Annotated in this window: 11 protein-coding genes; 5 read left to right on the top strand and 6 right to left on the bottom strand. The window is 39.8% G+C overall.

The window, feature by feature from the left end; genetic code table 11:
* Positions 1–103: 103 nt before the first annotated feature.
* Positions 104–541, top strand: a complete 438-nt coding sequence (locus MHI04_RS07650) for a MarR family transcriptional regulator (protein ID WP_036118507.1) — start codon at positions 104–106, stop codon at positions 539–541.
* A 446-nt stretch (positions 542–987) separates the two neighbouring features.
* Positions 988–1,794 carry a YqcI/YcgG family protein gene (locus tag MHI04_RS07645; protein ID WP_089933212.1) on the top strand — a complete coding sequence of 269 codons (807 nt, stop codon included), beginning with the start codon at positions 988–990 and terminating at the stop codon, positions 1,792–1,794.
* Here MHI04_RS07645 and MHI04_RS07640 read toward each other — a convergent pair.
* From MHI04_RS07640 to MHI04_RS07625, 4 genes are all read right to left on the bottom strand, one after another.
* Positions 1,741–3,054 carry an amino acid permease gene (locus MHI04_RS07640; protein WP_342535485.1) on the bottom strand — a complete coding sequence of 438 codons (1,314 nt, stop codon included), beginning with the start codon at positions 3,052–3,054 and terminating at the stop codon, positions 1,741–1,743. The genes MHI04_RS07645 and MHI04_RS07640 overlap by 54 nt on opposite strands.
* A 16-nt stretch (positions 3,055–3,070) precedes the next feature.
* On the bottom strand, positions 3,071–4,006 hold the full coding sequence (locus MHI04_RS07635) for an arginine deiminase family protein (protein WP_036118518.1): 936 nt from the start codon (positions 4,004–4,006) through the stop codon (positions 3,071–3,073).
* Positions 4,007–4,501: 495 nt separating this feature from the next.
* Positions 4,502–5,530 (bottom strand): spore photoproduct lyase, encoded by a 1,029-nt coding sequence (gene splB / locus MHI04_RS07630; protein ID WP_271912833.1) that lies wholly within the window; start codon positions 5,528–5,530, stop codon positions 4,502–4,504.
* Between the two features lie 12 nt (positions 5,531–5,542).
* Positions 5,543–5,767: a transcriptional regulator SplA domain-containing protein gene (locus tag MHI04_RS07625; protein WP_036118524.1), complete on the bottom strand. Its 225-nt coding sequence runs from the start codon at positions 5,765–5,767 to the stop codon at positions 5,543–5,545.
* Positions 5,768–5,944: 177 nt separating this feature from the next.
* Here MHI04_RS07625 and MHI04_RS07620 point away from each other — a divergent pair, with 177 nt between their 5' ends.
* The 3 genes from MHI04_RS07620 to MHI04_RS07610 all read left to right on the top strand — a co-directional run bounded on the left by MHI04_RS07620 (position 5,945) and on the right by MHI04_RS07610 (position 12,215).
* Positions 5,945–7,333: a TldD/PmbA family protein gene (locus tag MHI04_RS07620; protein WP_249646046.1), complete on the top strand. Its 1,389-nt coding sequence runs from the start codon at positions 5,945–5,947 to the stop codon at positions 7,331–7,333.
* 3 nt (positions 7,334–7,336) lie between these two features.
* Positions 7,337–8,680 carry a TldD/PmbA family protein gene (locus tag MHI04_RS07615; protein ID WP_342535484.1) on the top strand — a complete coding sequence of 448 codons (1,344 nt, stop codon included), beginning with the start codon at positions 7,337–7,339 and terminating at the stop codon, positions 8,678–8,680.
* A 529-nt stretch (positions 8,681–9,209) separates the two neighbouring features.
* Complete coding sequence (locus MHI04_RS07610; RefSeq protein ID WP_342535483.1) at positions 9,210–12,215, top strand: copper amine oxidase N-terminal domain-containing protein; 3,006 nt, start codon at positions 9,210–9,212, stop codon at positions 12,213–12,215.
* Positions 12,216–12,757: 542 nt separating this feature from the next.
* Here the strand turns inward: MHI04_RS07610 and MHI04_RS07605 are convergent.
* Positions 12,758–13,267: a QueT transporter family protein gene (locus MHI04_RS07605; protein WP_058845069.1), complete on the bottom strand. Its 510-nt coding sequence runs from the start codon at positions 13,265–13,267 to the stop codon at positions 12,758–12,760.
* A 150-nt stretch (positions 13,268–13,417) separates the two neighbouring features.
* A complete protein-coding gene (locus MHI04_RS07600) occupies positions 13,418–14,173 on the bottom strand; it encodes a 3-oxoacyl-ACP reductase (protein ID WP_342535482.1) in 756 nt (251 codons plus the stop codon).
* Positions 14,174–14,196: the final 23 nt, after the last annotated feature.

Raw genomic sequence — 14,196 nt, 5'->3', positions numbered from 1 at the left:
CTTATCATTTGATAACAAAATAATAAACCATCCCTTTTTAGTTGTCAAATGATAATTGTTTTAGGACAAGTTATTTGTTATCTTGTCAGTAGAGGTGATCCCATTGAATAAAAGCACTTTATTTCATCAGTTTGTATCATTCACAGCCACAATCCATCAAGTGACACATGATCTCACACAAAATGTAACCACAGCTAATATCACACCGCTTCACTATAAAATTCTTGAATATATTAAAGTAAGCCAACCTGTCACACCAACCGAAATCAGTGAATGTCAGCACATGTCCTTACCGAATACAAGCCGTGAATTACGAAAACTACAAGAACGCCAATTAATTGAAAAATTTAGCGACACGGAGGATCGAAGAAAGCAATATGTACGCCTGTCACCCGAAGGTGAAAAAATGATGGCAGAGGCATTCGCCTGTATTGAGGAACGCTTTTTAGCGCTTATTCAGCATGCCACATCGGATGATTTAAAGGACATCCAGCATGCCCTAACCATCCTTGAGCAAAAGGTCTTTCAACAAAAAGACTAAGCCTCGATTGTGTGTTAGCGGCTTGAATCACTCTTTCTGAGGTTAGAGTCGCTCTTAACGTTGATTTAAGCGCTCTCTTGGCTCATACTGCCCATTCTTTGACTCAAAGCGCTCACCCTGGACTCAACACCGCTCATCCCTTTACTCGAGGCGCTCTCTTTTGGCTCAATTCCACTCATATCTTTGCTCGAAGTGCTCTCTTTTGCTTCAAAATCGTTCTTTCCTTTGCCCGAAGCGCTCGCAACAGCCCAAACCTCTGCAAAAAACGATGTTTTTTAGCTATTTCCTTAATCAAAGCAATCCCTTAACTAAAAATTGATTATTGATGATTTACCTTAAATCTTTAAAAATCTCCTTAAAAAGAACATCCTTGCACACTGCACAGAGTCGTAACCCATTTGCTTTTTCTTTAATAGAATAAATGTGAGTAAAAGGAGGAGTTTCCAGTGGAAGTAGTCGTGTTTGATCGGAAGTGGATTGAGGAACATTTGGAGACATTGCCGTTGTGGCAACAGTCAGCCTATACTGACTTTGCTGCCACAATTGCCGATGAAGGGAATACGTTTCCTTGTGTACCAGCCAGAATGGGGTTTTTATCGAACCATTTACGCTATAGCTTTATAGGGGATCCACGGGAGGAGCAATCGATTCAGATGTTAGCTGAATGCTTAAAGGAATATGGGAACACAGCAAGATCTTTTGGAAAATATACAACGCTCACGGTGTTCTTTCATACCCCTCATGATATGCTTGATAGCTATAAGGTGGCGGATTACCAGCAATTATTTTGGTCCATTTTAAACAATTTAACCAATATGGATGAGTTGGATTGGCCTGAGGCAATACCGACAAATCCAGACCATCATGAATGGGAGTTTTGCTTTAATGGAGAACCCTATTTTATTTCTTGTGCAACACCAGCTCATCAATTGCGGAAGAGTCGTCACTTTTCTACTTTGCTAATGGCTATTCAGCCACGTTGGATATTTGACGATATAAACGACGCTACTGCATTTGGACGAAAAATCAAAAAACTTATCCGCCAGCGCATCGCAGAATATGACGAGATTCCAGGGCATCCAGATTTAAAATGGTATGGTCAAGAGGATAGCTATGAATGGAAGCAATATTTTTTAAGTGATGACAATCATAGTCCATCCGAATGCCCTTTTTTACGGATGTCACAGGAAAATAGGACATTACGCAATGTTTTTTTGCCTTTTCACAACGATCCAGGTCGCCACACCGATTAGGACAATAAAGAGCAGGCTCACGCAAAAACCGAGTCTGCTCGTTTTTTCGCCTAAAGTACCAGACACGGTTACAGCAATAAGCAACATGCCAAGACTGTTCTTAATTTGCTCCCACCTCGATAGCTCCATTAGCTTTCTATATGTTATTAAAATAAAGAGCCAATTATAGATCAACATTAAACCTGCTGCCGTTATCAAATATTCAAAGATTTTTTCGGGCATCAAAAAACCAATGACAATCGTAATTACTAAGCCACTTGTTAAAAATAAAAAGGCAGGAAAAGGAATTTTCATCTTCCCCTTTTTTGCTAAGATGGCAGGCGCATCATGATCCTCGGCAAGTGTAGTGAGAATGGTTATAACCGCGTAAAGCGAAGCAACCATGGTTGAAAAACCAGCAATGATTAAAACACCGTTAAAAATATCTGCCACAAAAGGGATATGATAACCTTGAAGCGCTGTAATAAAAGGACTTTCATCTATCGAAAAGTCTTTCCAGGAAACAAGTGCCAACGCAAGCGCAATAGCCATGATAAAAATAATAGTAATGACAATGAGCATAATTCTCCCTGCTTTTGGCGCCTCTTTTGGATTTTTTAAATCGATGACCATTAAACCCATCACCTCAATTCCACCATAGGCATAAAATGCATAGAGCAGGCCAAGCCAAATTCCTTTGATTCCTTGTGAGAAAAATCCTTCATAATTTGACTGTAATGATTCGATTGGAGCTGATTGTGTAGCTCTTATGATGATGATGATCGCTACGATAATAAACATGACAATCGCAGCGGCTTTTAATGCCCCGAAAATATTTTGAAAGTTTTCAAAGCCCTTCATGCCAGTAAGAATGACGACTAAGCCAAGGACAGCATAAATCGATGCAGCAACCCAGAGTGGCAACGCTGGGAACCAAAACTTCGTAAATATACCGAGTGCCATCAGCTGGCTACCCATGATTAATAGCTCGGAAATTAAGTACACCCAGCCATTACTAAATCCTGCCCATCGCCCAAAAGCCTGCTTGGCATAAGTACGGAAGGAGCCTTTATCAGGGTTTTCCACAGACATTTTGACAAGTGCCTCATACACAATATACGTACATATAGCTGCTAACAAAAAAGGAATGAGCACAGCCGTTCCACTTTTATGGATGGCCATACTTGTCCCAAGAAAAAAGCCTGTTCCCAGTGTACAACCGATACCGAGAAGCGAAAGTTGCCACCAAGACAACCTTCCTTTATTTGAAGTAGAAGTCATGTTTATCAGTCCTTCGTTACGTTCTTACCAATGGCAATGTCATACAACGAATGCCACCGCCACCCTTTTCAAGCTCTGTGACGTCGACTTCAAGCACGTTCTTTTTCTTTAGAAGTGGATGCGCCAAGAATTGCTGTTTCGTCGCCTGCTTGCTAATCAATAGTGTTTCTGGATTAAGGTTGATGAAATTAATATCTGGTATTGTCTTATAGGTGTCACGCCAGTAAACATCAAAACCATGACGCTTTAAAAATGGCTCAATCATGTCGAAACGGCTGCTTTGTGCTGTCAATACCTGTACAGGAAAAAGGCGCACAAAGCTTTTAGCGATGACCAAATTAACGTTCACAACATTACAATTCATATCTAAATGCAGTGTGTCATTACTTTTCGGTAAATCAATAACGGCAATTTCCGAAAATCCCTCTTGAAAAATGCTTTCTTTTATCTTGTCGATGGCCTCTAATGTCGTTCTCATTCCGAGATTAATGAGCACAGCATCCTTGTTTAAAATCAACAGATCACCACACTCAAATGAATGAAGTGCTTGCGACTGTGCCGTAAATTGTTGAGGAAACCATTTCTCTAAAAGGGCATGGGCTAGAGGATATTCTGGTCTCCTTAATGAGCTCCCAGCCCTTCCAGGTAAAAGTCGATTACCAATGACACAGGCGAGATCACGCACAAAATAACGATTTATAAGCTGTTCACTTAACAATTGCTGCTCATGGGCTAGCTCATTTGCATAATCTAGAACCTTTACTCCAGCGTTTTCTAAAATAGTTTTGAGTGCTAGGAAATTGTCCATCGCCTTATTATGGTTGACTGTATCACTCCATCCAACCTGCTCCGCTATTGTGCTATCTGTTACATCTACTATCGAAGGTGCACAAAGCATCACAACCTTCAGTTCGTCATATTCAGACCAACAATTTACTTGAAATGAATCCATCCAGTACTCTCCCCTTCTTATTCAATCTCTGTTAGCGTTACCATTGACATTTAGATTATACAAACACAATAAATAAGAAGGATTTTCTAAATAAATATAGAGGGCATCAACCAATCTTTTTTACTTAGTTCCGTTATCATCATGTTAAATAGTGAAAACGTAGTGTTATGGCAAGAGAGATATAATGGTGGTTGGGGCTTCCAGGTGACTTGATGGAATTAGTGGATAGCTTAACAAAGGAGAGAGACCAGAAGAAACAGGACTAGCCAGCACAGATTTACAGTTAATCTTAATTTTTTCTGGACCTGATTACTATCTAATGGCGATGAACTTTACTCTGTAACTGCCGTTTAGTTTACAAGAATACTACAGATGATTTAGTCATTAATTACCGTGAATCAGAGACAATGTGGTATTTTTTCATTATTGGATTTACCAGATGATTTAACATACACAAATAATAAGTTAGAGAGAACACATTGTTCCCTCTTATTGTCATGTGAAATATTCTAATTTTGCTTGAGGGAAGAATTTTTGCATATAGCCATACAAGTGTTCCTTTATATCTTCCTCTTCTTCTTTTTGATAAATATATTTACCAATCCCATATTTCCCCCATTTATACCTTCTCACTGTTTCGTCAAGTTCTAGCTTCGTCATGGGATAATTTTTTTCAATTACGCGTTTGGCAGGCTTTGTAAAACGATGTTGAATAAACTCAAATGTGATGTCGTCACGTACATCCTTTGGCAATTCCGCATCCAAACGCTCAAACATCTCATAGTAGCCCTCCTGCCAGCCCTCATGAAGATAGATTGGGGCAACAATAAATCCAAGCGGATATCCAGCCCTTGCCACTTTCCCCGCAGCCTCTATACGCTTCACTAATGGTGATGTTCCTGGCTCAAAATGTTTAATGACATAATCGGCATTGACGCTAAAGCGGAACCTCGTTTTACCATTATGTTTGGCATCCAATAGGTGATCCACATGATGGAACTTCGTCACAAATCGTAATTGGCCTAACTCACTTTGTCCAAAATGTTCAATAGCGCGCTTCAACGTATGTGTTAAATGATCAATCCCTACAATATCTGAAGTACAGGATGCCTCAAAGCGTGTGATATCAGGAGCTCGTTCTGCCATATAAAGATCTGCTTGCTCTAAAATTTCATCAACATTCACATACGTACGAATATAAGGTTTGCTGCCCATTGTTGTTTGTAAATAACAATAATGACAATGCCCCATGCAGCCTGTTGCAAACGGAATCGCATACTCTGCTGAGGGCTTAGATGTATCAAACTTTAACGTTTTTCGAATACCTACTACTAATGTCGATTTCGCTACTCGATACTTTTGAAAATCATTGTCGCCAGGAAGATTTCTTACTTGATTGTGCGAAGTCGTATAGCGAATTTCAATCCCCTTTTGTTCAAATTTTTCTTTTAGCTCCTGACCTAATGGATACTGGAGCGCATCAGGCTCAAAATAGACAAGCTGAGGGATAAACGGTTTGATCATAGTAGCCCTCCCTCAATGAAAATACTGATGATAGGCTTGCTCAGCCGCCATCTCGCTTGAAAAAATTAACATATCATTTGAAATTGGATAATATGTTTCAAATAAAAATAGAGCCAGCTCCTCTGGTTGCTCTGGATGATAAACTACTGCGGCTTCCTGTATATTCGCTACATCCTGAATATGAGGATTCCGATAAAAAATATAAACGATATCACCGACATTATATGGTTGTTGCATTTCTTCACCTTCCTCTTTCTTTCCGTTAGTGTGGTGAAATGGTTAGAGAAATATGTCATAAAAAAATTTTTTAAGTACTATACATAATTTTATGTGACCATAACTTCAAATCTGAGAAAATAATATAATACAGAATTTTTTAACTATTTGGTACAATCAAGAAAAGGAGGAAGATATATGATTAAACAATCCATTATTGAAAATGTACTTGAAGCCGCGCTAGCAACTGGTGGGGATTTTTCTGAAATTTTTATTGAAGATAAATATGTAAATGACTTTGTCTTACAAAGTGGCAAGATTGAACAAAGTATTTCTGGGCGTGATTTTGGAATCGGCATCCGTATTTTTTCAGGACTTCAAAGCATCTATACTTACACCAATGATTTTTCTGAGGAAGGTTTACTAGCAGCAGCAGAACGTGCAGCCCTAGCCATCAAAGGTGGTGGATCGGGTACCATTCACCCTCTTCACAAAGAAATCATCACGCCTATTCATCAAATTCTCCACATGCCTCATACAGTGGAGCACACAAGAAAAACAGCGGTCATGCGACAAGCAGACGCTATTGCAAGACATTATGATCCTCGGATTCACCAAGTAAAAGTTCGATATCTTGATGAGCAACAAAACGTCCTGATCGCAAATTCAGAGGGTAAATTTGTAGAGGATACGCGAGTTCACAGTAGACTTAGTATGCAAGCGACGGCTACAGAAGGGACTGAAGTACAAACAGGATTCTATGGCCCAGGTGCACATGCAGGCTTTGAATTTATTGAAAAGCTAGACCTTAACCATTATGCAGGAGAAGCTGCACGTATCGCTGTCACAATGCTTCACGCAGATGAATGTCCAAGCGGTAAATTCCCTGTCATTATTGATAATGAATTTGGTGGTGTCATTTTCCATGAGGCTTGTGGACATGGCTTAGAAGCAACTGCTGTTGCCAAAAACAATTCGGTCTTCGCCAATCGTATCGGTGAAAGAGTCGCTCCTGAAATTGTTACATATATCGATGATGGCACACTACCGAACGAGTGGGGCTCTCTAAATATTGATGATGAAGGAGAAAAAACAAGGAAGAATGTTTTAATTGAAAATGGTATTTTAAAGGGCTACTTAATCGATAAATTTAATGCTCGACGCATGAATGCTCAGCCCACAGGCTCTTCTCGTCGACAATCCTATCGATTTAATCCTACATCACGTATGACAAATACGTATATCGCACCAGGCACATCGACACCAGCCGATATTATCTCATCGACAGAGTATGGTATATATGCAAAATATATGGGAGGTGGACAAGTTTCCCCTGCTACTGGCGATTATAATTTTGCGGTAATGGAGGCCTATATCATCAAAGACGGAAAAATTGAACGCCCTGTACGTGGCGCGACACTCATAGGCAATGGCGCAAAAACATTGCAGCTTGTTGATCGAGTAGGTAATAATCTCGCCCATGGAGCAGGTATGTGTGGTTCACTTAGCGGGAGCCTTCCTGTCAATGTAGGTCAGCCAATGATACGCGTAAGTGAAATAACAGTTGGTGGAACGAAGGGGGAATAATTGATGAACATTGCTAAATTTCAAGAAAGACTATTAGACAAGGCGCTAGAAGCCGGCTTTATAGAAGCTGAGGTTTATTATGAACAAAATAAATCTATTGGATGCACGCTCTACAAGGGCGAGATTGATAGCTACGAAACGTCTGAAGACGGAGGTCTAAGTTTACGAGGACTTTACAACGGAAAAGTGGGCTATTCCTATACGGAAAAGTTAGACGATGATTCGATTTCCTTTTTAATCAATAGCGCCAAAGCAAATGCAAACATACTTGATGAGGATGAGGGCATAGCTATTTTTGATGGTAGCTCTGAATACCCATCTTATGAATATTACAATGAAGAATTAGAGACTATCGGAATTCCAGAAAAAATAGAGCTTCTTCGTTCCATCGAAGAAAAGATTCGTGCATACGATTCACGCATCATTGCTCTTGATTATTGTTTACTGCAAGAATATACAACTGAACGTTCATTAGTAAATAGTAAAAATCTTGACTTATCACATAAAGAGAACGGCTTAGTGATTTTCCTCTCCACAGTTGTAAAGGAGGGTGAAGAAATGAAAACAGGCCGTTATTTGAAAATGACACGTGATTTCCATTCTCTTCATGTTGATGATATTGCAAAAGAAGCAGCTGAGGAAGCCCTTGCCAATTTAGGTGAAAAATCGATTCCAGGTGGAAAATATCCAATCGTTTTCCGCTCTGATGCATCAGCCTCTTTATTAGACACTTTTATGCCAATACTATCAGCTGAAAATGCTCAAAAAGATCAATCTCTATTAAAAGGAAAAGTCGGACAAAAAGTGGCATCAGAAGCAGTTACATTGCTGAGTACGCCATTCCATCCTGCCGCATTGTCTGGAGCAAACTTTGATGGTGAAGGTGTTGCAACAAAAGAGCAGGAAATTATTTTAGAGGGTACACTCCAAACACTTTTGCATAACAGGAAAACAGCTAAAAAGGATAACTGTGAAACAACAGGGCATGCCCATAAAGATTCTTACAAAGGAACGTTAACGATTGCGCCCCAAATTTTATATATTTCAACTGGCGAGAAATCTCTTGATGAGTTAATCCACTCGGTTAGTAACGGAGTATTTATTACTGAATTATCTGGGCTTCACTCTGGTACGAATACGGTTACGGGTGATTTTTCAGTCGCTGCAAAAGGGTTTCATATTCAAAATGGAAAAATTGCCTCCCCTGTTAAGCAAATGACAATAGCCGGAAATTTTTTCGAGTTCTTAAATGATATCAAAGAAGCTAGCTCTGAGCTTTACTTCCTGCCAAAAGGCTATGGCTCCTCTTCGCTACTTGTCAAGGAACTTTCAGTGACAGTGGAATAAAAACTAAAAAGTAAACCCTTCTATAGTTCAAGCCATAGTATATGATATTTCTCGGCAATTCTTTTATCTATAGTCACGTCAAACACCTCTGATTCAGTTGACAAAATGAAACTGATGATAGAATCCACAACCTTTAGTGGAAACGACTATGGGCAAAGGAGTTGCTTCCTTTGTTTCGTAAAGACTCTAAGTATAATCCTCGTTATTAACCGATCCTCCTGCACCGAATAGTTGGGCACCTCCCCTCAAAATTCTCAATCTTTGTTACGGTAAGTGAATCAGAAAATAGCATCGATATAGCCTAAAATGGTTAAATTTTCTTTACGAGGTAAAAGGATGAAACTTTTAGCCCTTTGATACGTTAAATTAATTGTCATGCTGCGTCAGTCATATGGCATGAAGAAGGGTGGAATTTATGAAAAAAATATGGACTTTATTTTTCGCAGCAATGCTTATTGTACCGCTATTGCTGCAACCGGCAACCGCACAAGCGGCAAAAGCCATCACAATTACTGTGGACGGGGTTCAATTGAAGACCGATCAACCGCCAGCGATGATTCAAGGGCGTGTTATGCTGCCACTTAGAGCAATCTTTGAGGCATTAGGTGCCAGTGTAAATTGGGATTCAAAGAATCAAACGGTAACAGGGTATAAAGAAGATACAACAGTAGTGCTCAAGATGAAATCGAAGGTAGCTACTATTAATGGCAAGTCAGTTACGCTTGATGTACCAGCACAAATTTTAAGAGGCAGAACAATGGTACCAGTCCGCTTCGTTAGTGAAGCGCTTGGTCAGGATGTTGACTGGAACTCAGTAAATCAGACCGTAACGATTCAATCTGACACTCCAAGCAATCCAAACATTCCAGGCAATATCAGTATTGCTCCTGCGAGCCATGTATCCGTTCGCGATGTTAATGATCAGGGAGATGGACGTGACATGGAGGTTAGCTTTTCCAGATCGTCTACAGAATCATACGTCGATCATTATCGCATTATGGTTGTGAAGGCTTCAAAAAGCTTTAATTTAGCATCTGCCTTGAAAGTCTCCCCTTCTAATTATACAGTGGTAACTACTTCAAGTTCGAACCGTACCATCAATTTATCGCAGAATTCACGAGATGTGGACGGAGACTACATTAGAAATGATCAGCCTTATGTGGTTCGTATACTTGCTGTTGGGAAAGGTTCTTATTCTAGCGTTTTATCGACTTCTTCTCCGAAGATGACCTTAACCAATTTGTCTTCTGTTACAGAGGTAACAAATGTAAAGATTAACGATATTAACGATTTTGGTGATGGACGTGATGTCTCAGTTAGCTTCACTCGTCCGCAGAATGATAACAATATTTCCAATTATCGTGTGTTTATCGTAAAGACCAAGGATGCTAGCAATTTTAGTCTTACTACTGCGAATAATTTATCAAGCAGCTACTATACAACAGTGAATAAATCGGGAAGTAACGGCAGTACGTTGGTAGGAACTTTGTCTTCCTCAGCACGTGATACCTCTGGTGAGTTCATTAGAAATAACGTACCTTATACAGCGGTCGTTCTGTCTGTAAGTAATACGAATTCAGTAGGCAATAAACTGTCGTCTGCCTCATCATCAGTAACACTTAGTCAAAATACAATGTCTACTCCGATTATTACACAAGTGAGTGATGTCAATGACTTTGGGGATGGTCGAGACCTGAGAGTTAGCTTCAATAATGTGTCCAATGAATCTAATATCAACGCTTACCGAATTTTTGTTGTAAGAGCTAACAACTATTCGAACTTTACATTGACGAAGGCGAACAGTTTATCTAACACTTATTACACACAAGTGAACAAGACAGGCTACAATATTACGCAGGTGCTCTCTTCAGGGGCAAGAGATACTGATGGTTATCCCATTCAGAATGGAGTTAGCTATCGTGTATTCGTTATGGCTGTAGCAAATAACTCAGCGAATAACGTGTTGTCTTCAGCCTCCAATACGATTACGCTATTTAGCAGCAATGCGGGTGCAGTATCGAATCTCAATGCAAGCGATGTAAGTGATTATGGCAACGGGCGTGACCTCTTTGTTTCTTTCAATAAGGCCGTAGATGAGTCAATTATTAGTCACTATCGGATTCTAGTTGTACCTACAGCTTATTACAATAACTTCAGTCTGACGGAAGCAAATAATGTATCCAGCAACAATTACACGACTGTCTACAAATCTGGAAAGTCCACATATGAGCAGGCGTTAGCTGAAAATACTCGGGATGTGCGCGGTAATACGATCAAAGAAGGTACTAGCTACCGTATCTATGTTTTAACTGTAGCGAATGGAATAGGAAGCAATGCACTATCTGCACCGACGTCTACGATTACGCTAAATAAGAATTTTAATGTGCAAGCTGTAACCAATCTGAATGTGGCGGATATAGCTGATAATGGAGATGGGCGTGATGTGCAAGTAACGTTCACGAAGCCCTCTAATGAAGCAAATGTCAATCATTATCGAATTCTAATCGTACCTACAGCTTATTACAGCAGCTTTAATCTTGCACAAGCCAATAGTAGCAATTATTACATTACAGAAGGCAAAGGTGGGAATATAGCTGCAACTAGAACGTTGGATGGAGTTAGGGATGTGCGCGGTAATTTTATTACGGAAGGAACTAGCTATCGCGTCTATGTACTAACTGTAGCCAATGGAAATACTCCAAATACTTATGCCCTATCCTCTGCTTCGCCTGTGATTACACTTAGTAAAAGTAAAGCTGTTCAGGCGGTAAGTAATATTAATGTAAGCGATATTGGGGATTATGGAGATGGTCGAGATTTACAAATATCATTCTCGAAGCCTTCTGATGAATCCAATATAGGTAATTACCGTATTCTTGTCGTACCCGCATCAAAAGCAAATGGCTTTGATGTGAACGCAGCTCTTAAAGTCACTGATTATACAGATATAAATAAAGGCCAATATAGTATGAGTTTGGGAACTGGTAGTAAAGATACGGATGGAAAACTTATAACAAATGGCCAAGAATATCGCGTGTATATATTGTCCATAGGTAATGGAAATTCCAAGGCAATGTATAACTTATCGTTCGCATCTTCTGCTATTACTTTAGTGGATCATTCAGCACCTGTAGCGGTGGAGAATGTGAAACTGAGTGTTCAAGGGGACAAAAATAAATATTCCGATATTAAAATTAGCTTCGATGTCAAAAACGGACAAAACGTAACGGAGTATAGAGTGTTTATGTTACCTAAAGATGCAGCAGATGGTTTCAAAGAAAGTAATGCAATGAATAATGATAATAGTACTAGAATTTATCAAAATGGGCTCTCCAATGTAAGTCAAGATCTAAGCATAGAATTGGATGCATTTGGTAACCCACTCACTTCCTCCACAGAATACGTTGCTAAGGTTTTAGCTGTGGTAAATGGAAATTATATACTATCAAACTCGTCTATTAATTCGGTGCAGCTTCTGGCAAAGCCTGATAATATCAATGTTGAGCCGTCCCAAGACACTCCAATTAATCAATAGGACAAAGAATTTCTTTATAGTAGGGACTCCCAATGCTCCTTTATGGATCATCGGGAGTCCTTTCTTTTTGTGTGCTGCGCAATACATTGTCTCTAGACCCTCCCACAAATGATTGGTCTGACAAGCATCGATAGCAATCAAGTCGTTGTGAAAGTCAGTTTAATAATATGTAAAATGCGCATATCCGCTTAAGGATCATAGAAATAAGGTAATTGTGCTCTAGCAGTTGGATATGTTGTTTGGCATAAGTAGCTTGGAAGTGAGCTAAAATCGGCTTATGGGGAGTTAGCTATTGGTTTGCGATTTGGGATGCCTTGTTGCTATCTGGCTAGGTCGTGAGGAAATAAATAAAAGCCCGGATTTTGTTCTGAAAAATGCTAGACAGAATCCGGGCAAAGAGGCTTTTTTGATATTCAGTGAAAAATACTATATTAAGTAGCTAAAGCGGTAGTTTGAACGGATAACTCAGCCGAAGTGTTAGAGTTATTCTAAACTTGATACTCTCACCCTTACGATGATAATGTCTTTTTTATTCATCGAATTTATTTAGATAAATCAATTTTTTTATTTAATAAGTAAATAGTCAGTCCACCAACAGTCATAGACAATAATTCCCCAACGCCCACTGTGAACCAGGTCGCCCAAAATGGTAGATCGTAAAGGATAGTTAATTGACCAGCCACCGTAAACATGGAGACAGCAAAAATCAAAGCAGTAACAACCATTTTTGCAATGTCATTTGTCATATGTTTTGTGACGCTTCTACAAAGTAATAAGACAAGAAAGGTCGCAATTCCACCGATTGGCACATCTAAAATCCATGTTGGTGACATGAAGTTTGCAAGTATGACGCCAATCGTCACCGCTACCACATAGCGCTTATTGTACAGTGCCAGATAATTAAACATTTCTGACAAACGTAGCTGAACAGCGCCAAAGCTAATGACTGACAACAAAACCGTTACAGCGACGTAAAGGGCTGCAACAAGTGCCGTTTTTGTAAGTTCACTTACAGAAACACGGCTAGAATCTTTTACAATAGATGTATTCAATTTTATTCTCCTTTGTAAAATAGCTAGTTGCTATTTTAGTAATAACTACGACCAAAGGAAGAGAGCTTCACGCCCTATCTGAAGTGCCGTAGTGCAAGCCGTTTTTGCTTACCTGCGTATTATAGCAGAAGAATATCGAATTGAACAATGCTATTTTGTCAGCCAACCACCATCAATCGGCATCACTGCCCCATGAATATAATCGGCAGCCGAGCTTGCTAAAAATAAAGTCAAATTCGCCACCTCATAAGGCTGTGCCCATCGACCTGCTGGCGTTTCTTCAGCTACCCATTCAGCCATTTCCCCGTCCCCTTCAAAATCAGCCTTATTCATCGGTGTTTGAATGGCTCCAGGCGCAATCGCATTCGCACGAATACCCGCTCGACAATAATCTAAGTCTAGCTGCTTCGTATAACCGACAATGGCATGCTTAGAAGCTGTGTAGGCTGCACCGCCACCACCAGCAACAAGTCCAGCAATCGACGCCATATTGACGATTGTACCAGTGCCACGTTCTACCATATGTGGTAAAATCATGTTCGTCACAAAAAACGTTCCCTTCACATTCGTGTTCATAATTTTATCCCACAGCGCTTCGTCTGTATCCAAAGTTTTCGCAAAACCATCTAAAATCCCAGCAGTATTACATAAAATATCAATTTGCCCAAATAGTGAAATAGCTTCTTTGTACGACTGCTCCACATCTTGTTGGCTACTTACAGAGCCAACCTTATAGGCAAAACGATCAGGATATTGCTGCTGTAACTGTATTAACCCCTGCTCCTCTATATCCAATCCAAAAACAGTTGCTCCATTTTCTAAAAATGCAATAACTTGAGCATGTCCAATGCCTGAAGCGGCCCCCGTAATAAAAACCGTCTTTTCTCTATATTCATCAAACTTCATATTGTGTCTCCTTACAGAAAGAA

The organism is Lysinibacillus sp. FSL K6-1151 (genome assembly GCF_038630755.1).
GTDB lineage: Bacteria > Bacillota > Bacilli > Bacillales_A > Planococcaceae > Lysinibacillus > Lysinibacillus fusiformis_D.
Note: the sequence above shows the minus strand (reverse complement) of the source record. Positions and strands in the feature narration are given on the sequence as shown.

Excerpts from the sequence above, each read along its gene's own strand:
- splB (WP_271912833.1), bottom strand. The coding sequence starts at position 5,530 with ATGATCAAACCGTTTATCCCTCAGCTTGTCTATTTTGAGCCTGATGCG.
- MHI04_RS07620 (WP_249646046.1), top strand. The coding sequence starts at position 5,945 with ATGATTAAACAATCCATTATTGAAAATGTACTTGAAGCCGCGCTAGCA.
- MHI04_RS07625 (WP_036118524.1), bottom strand. The coding sequence starts at position 5,767 with ATGCAACAACCATATAATGTCGGTGATATCGTTTATATTTTTTATCGG.
- MHI04_RS07635 (WP_036118518.1), bottom strand. The coding sequence starts at position 4,006 with ATGGATTCATTTCAAGTAAATTGTTGGTCTGAATATGACGAACTGAAG.
- MHI04_RS07600 (WP_342535482.1), bottom strand. The coding sequence starts at position 14,173 with ATGAAGTTTGATGAATATAGAGAAAAGACGGTTTTTATTACGGGGGCC.
- MHI04_RS07640 (WP_342535485.1), bottom strand. The coding sequence starts at position 3,054 with ATGACTTCTACTTCAAATAAAGGAAGGTTGTCTTGGTGGCAACTTTCG.
- MHI04_RS07615 (WP_342535484.1), top strand. The coding sequence starts at position 7,337 with ATGAACATTGCTAAATTTCAAGAAAGACTATTAGACAAGGCGCTAGAA.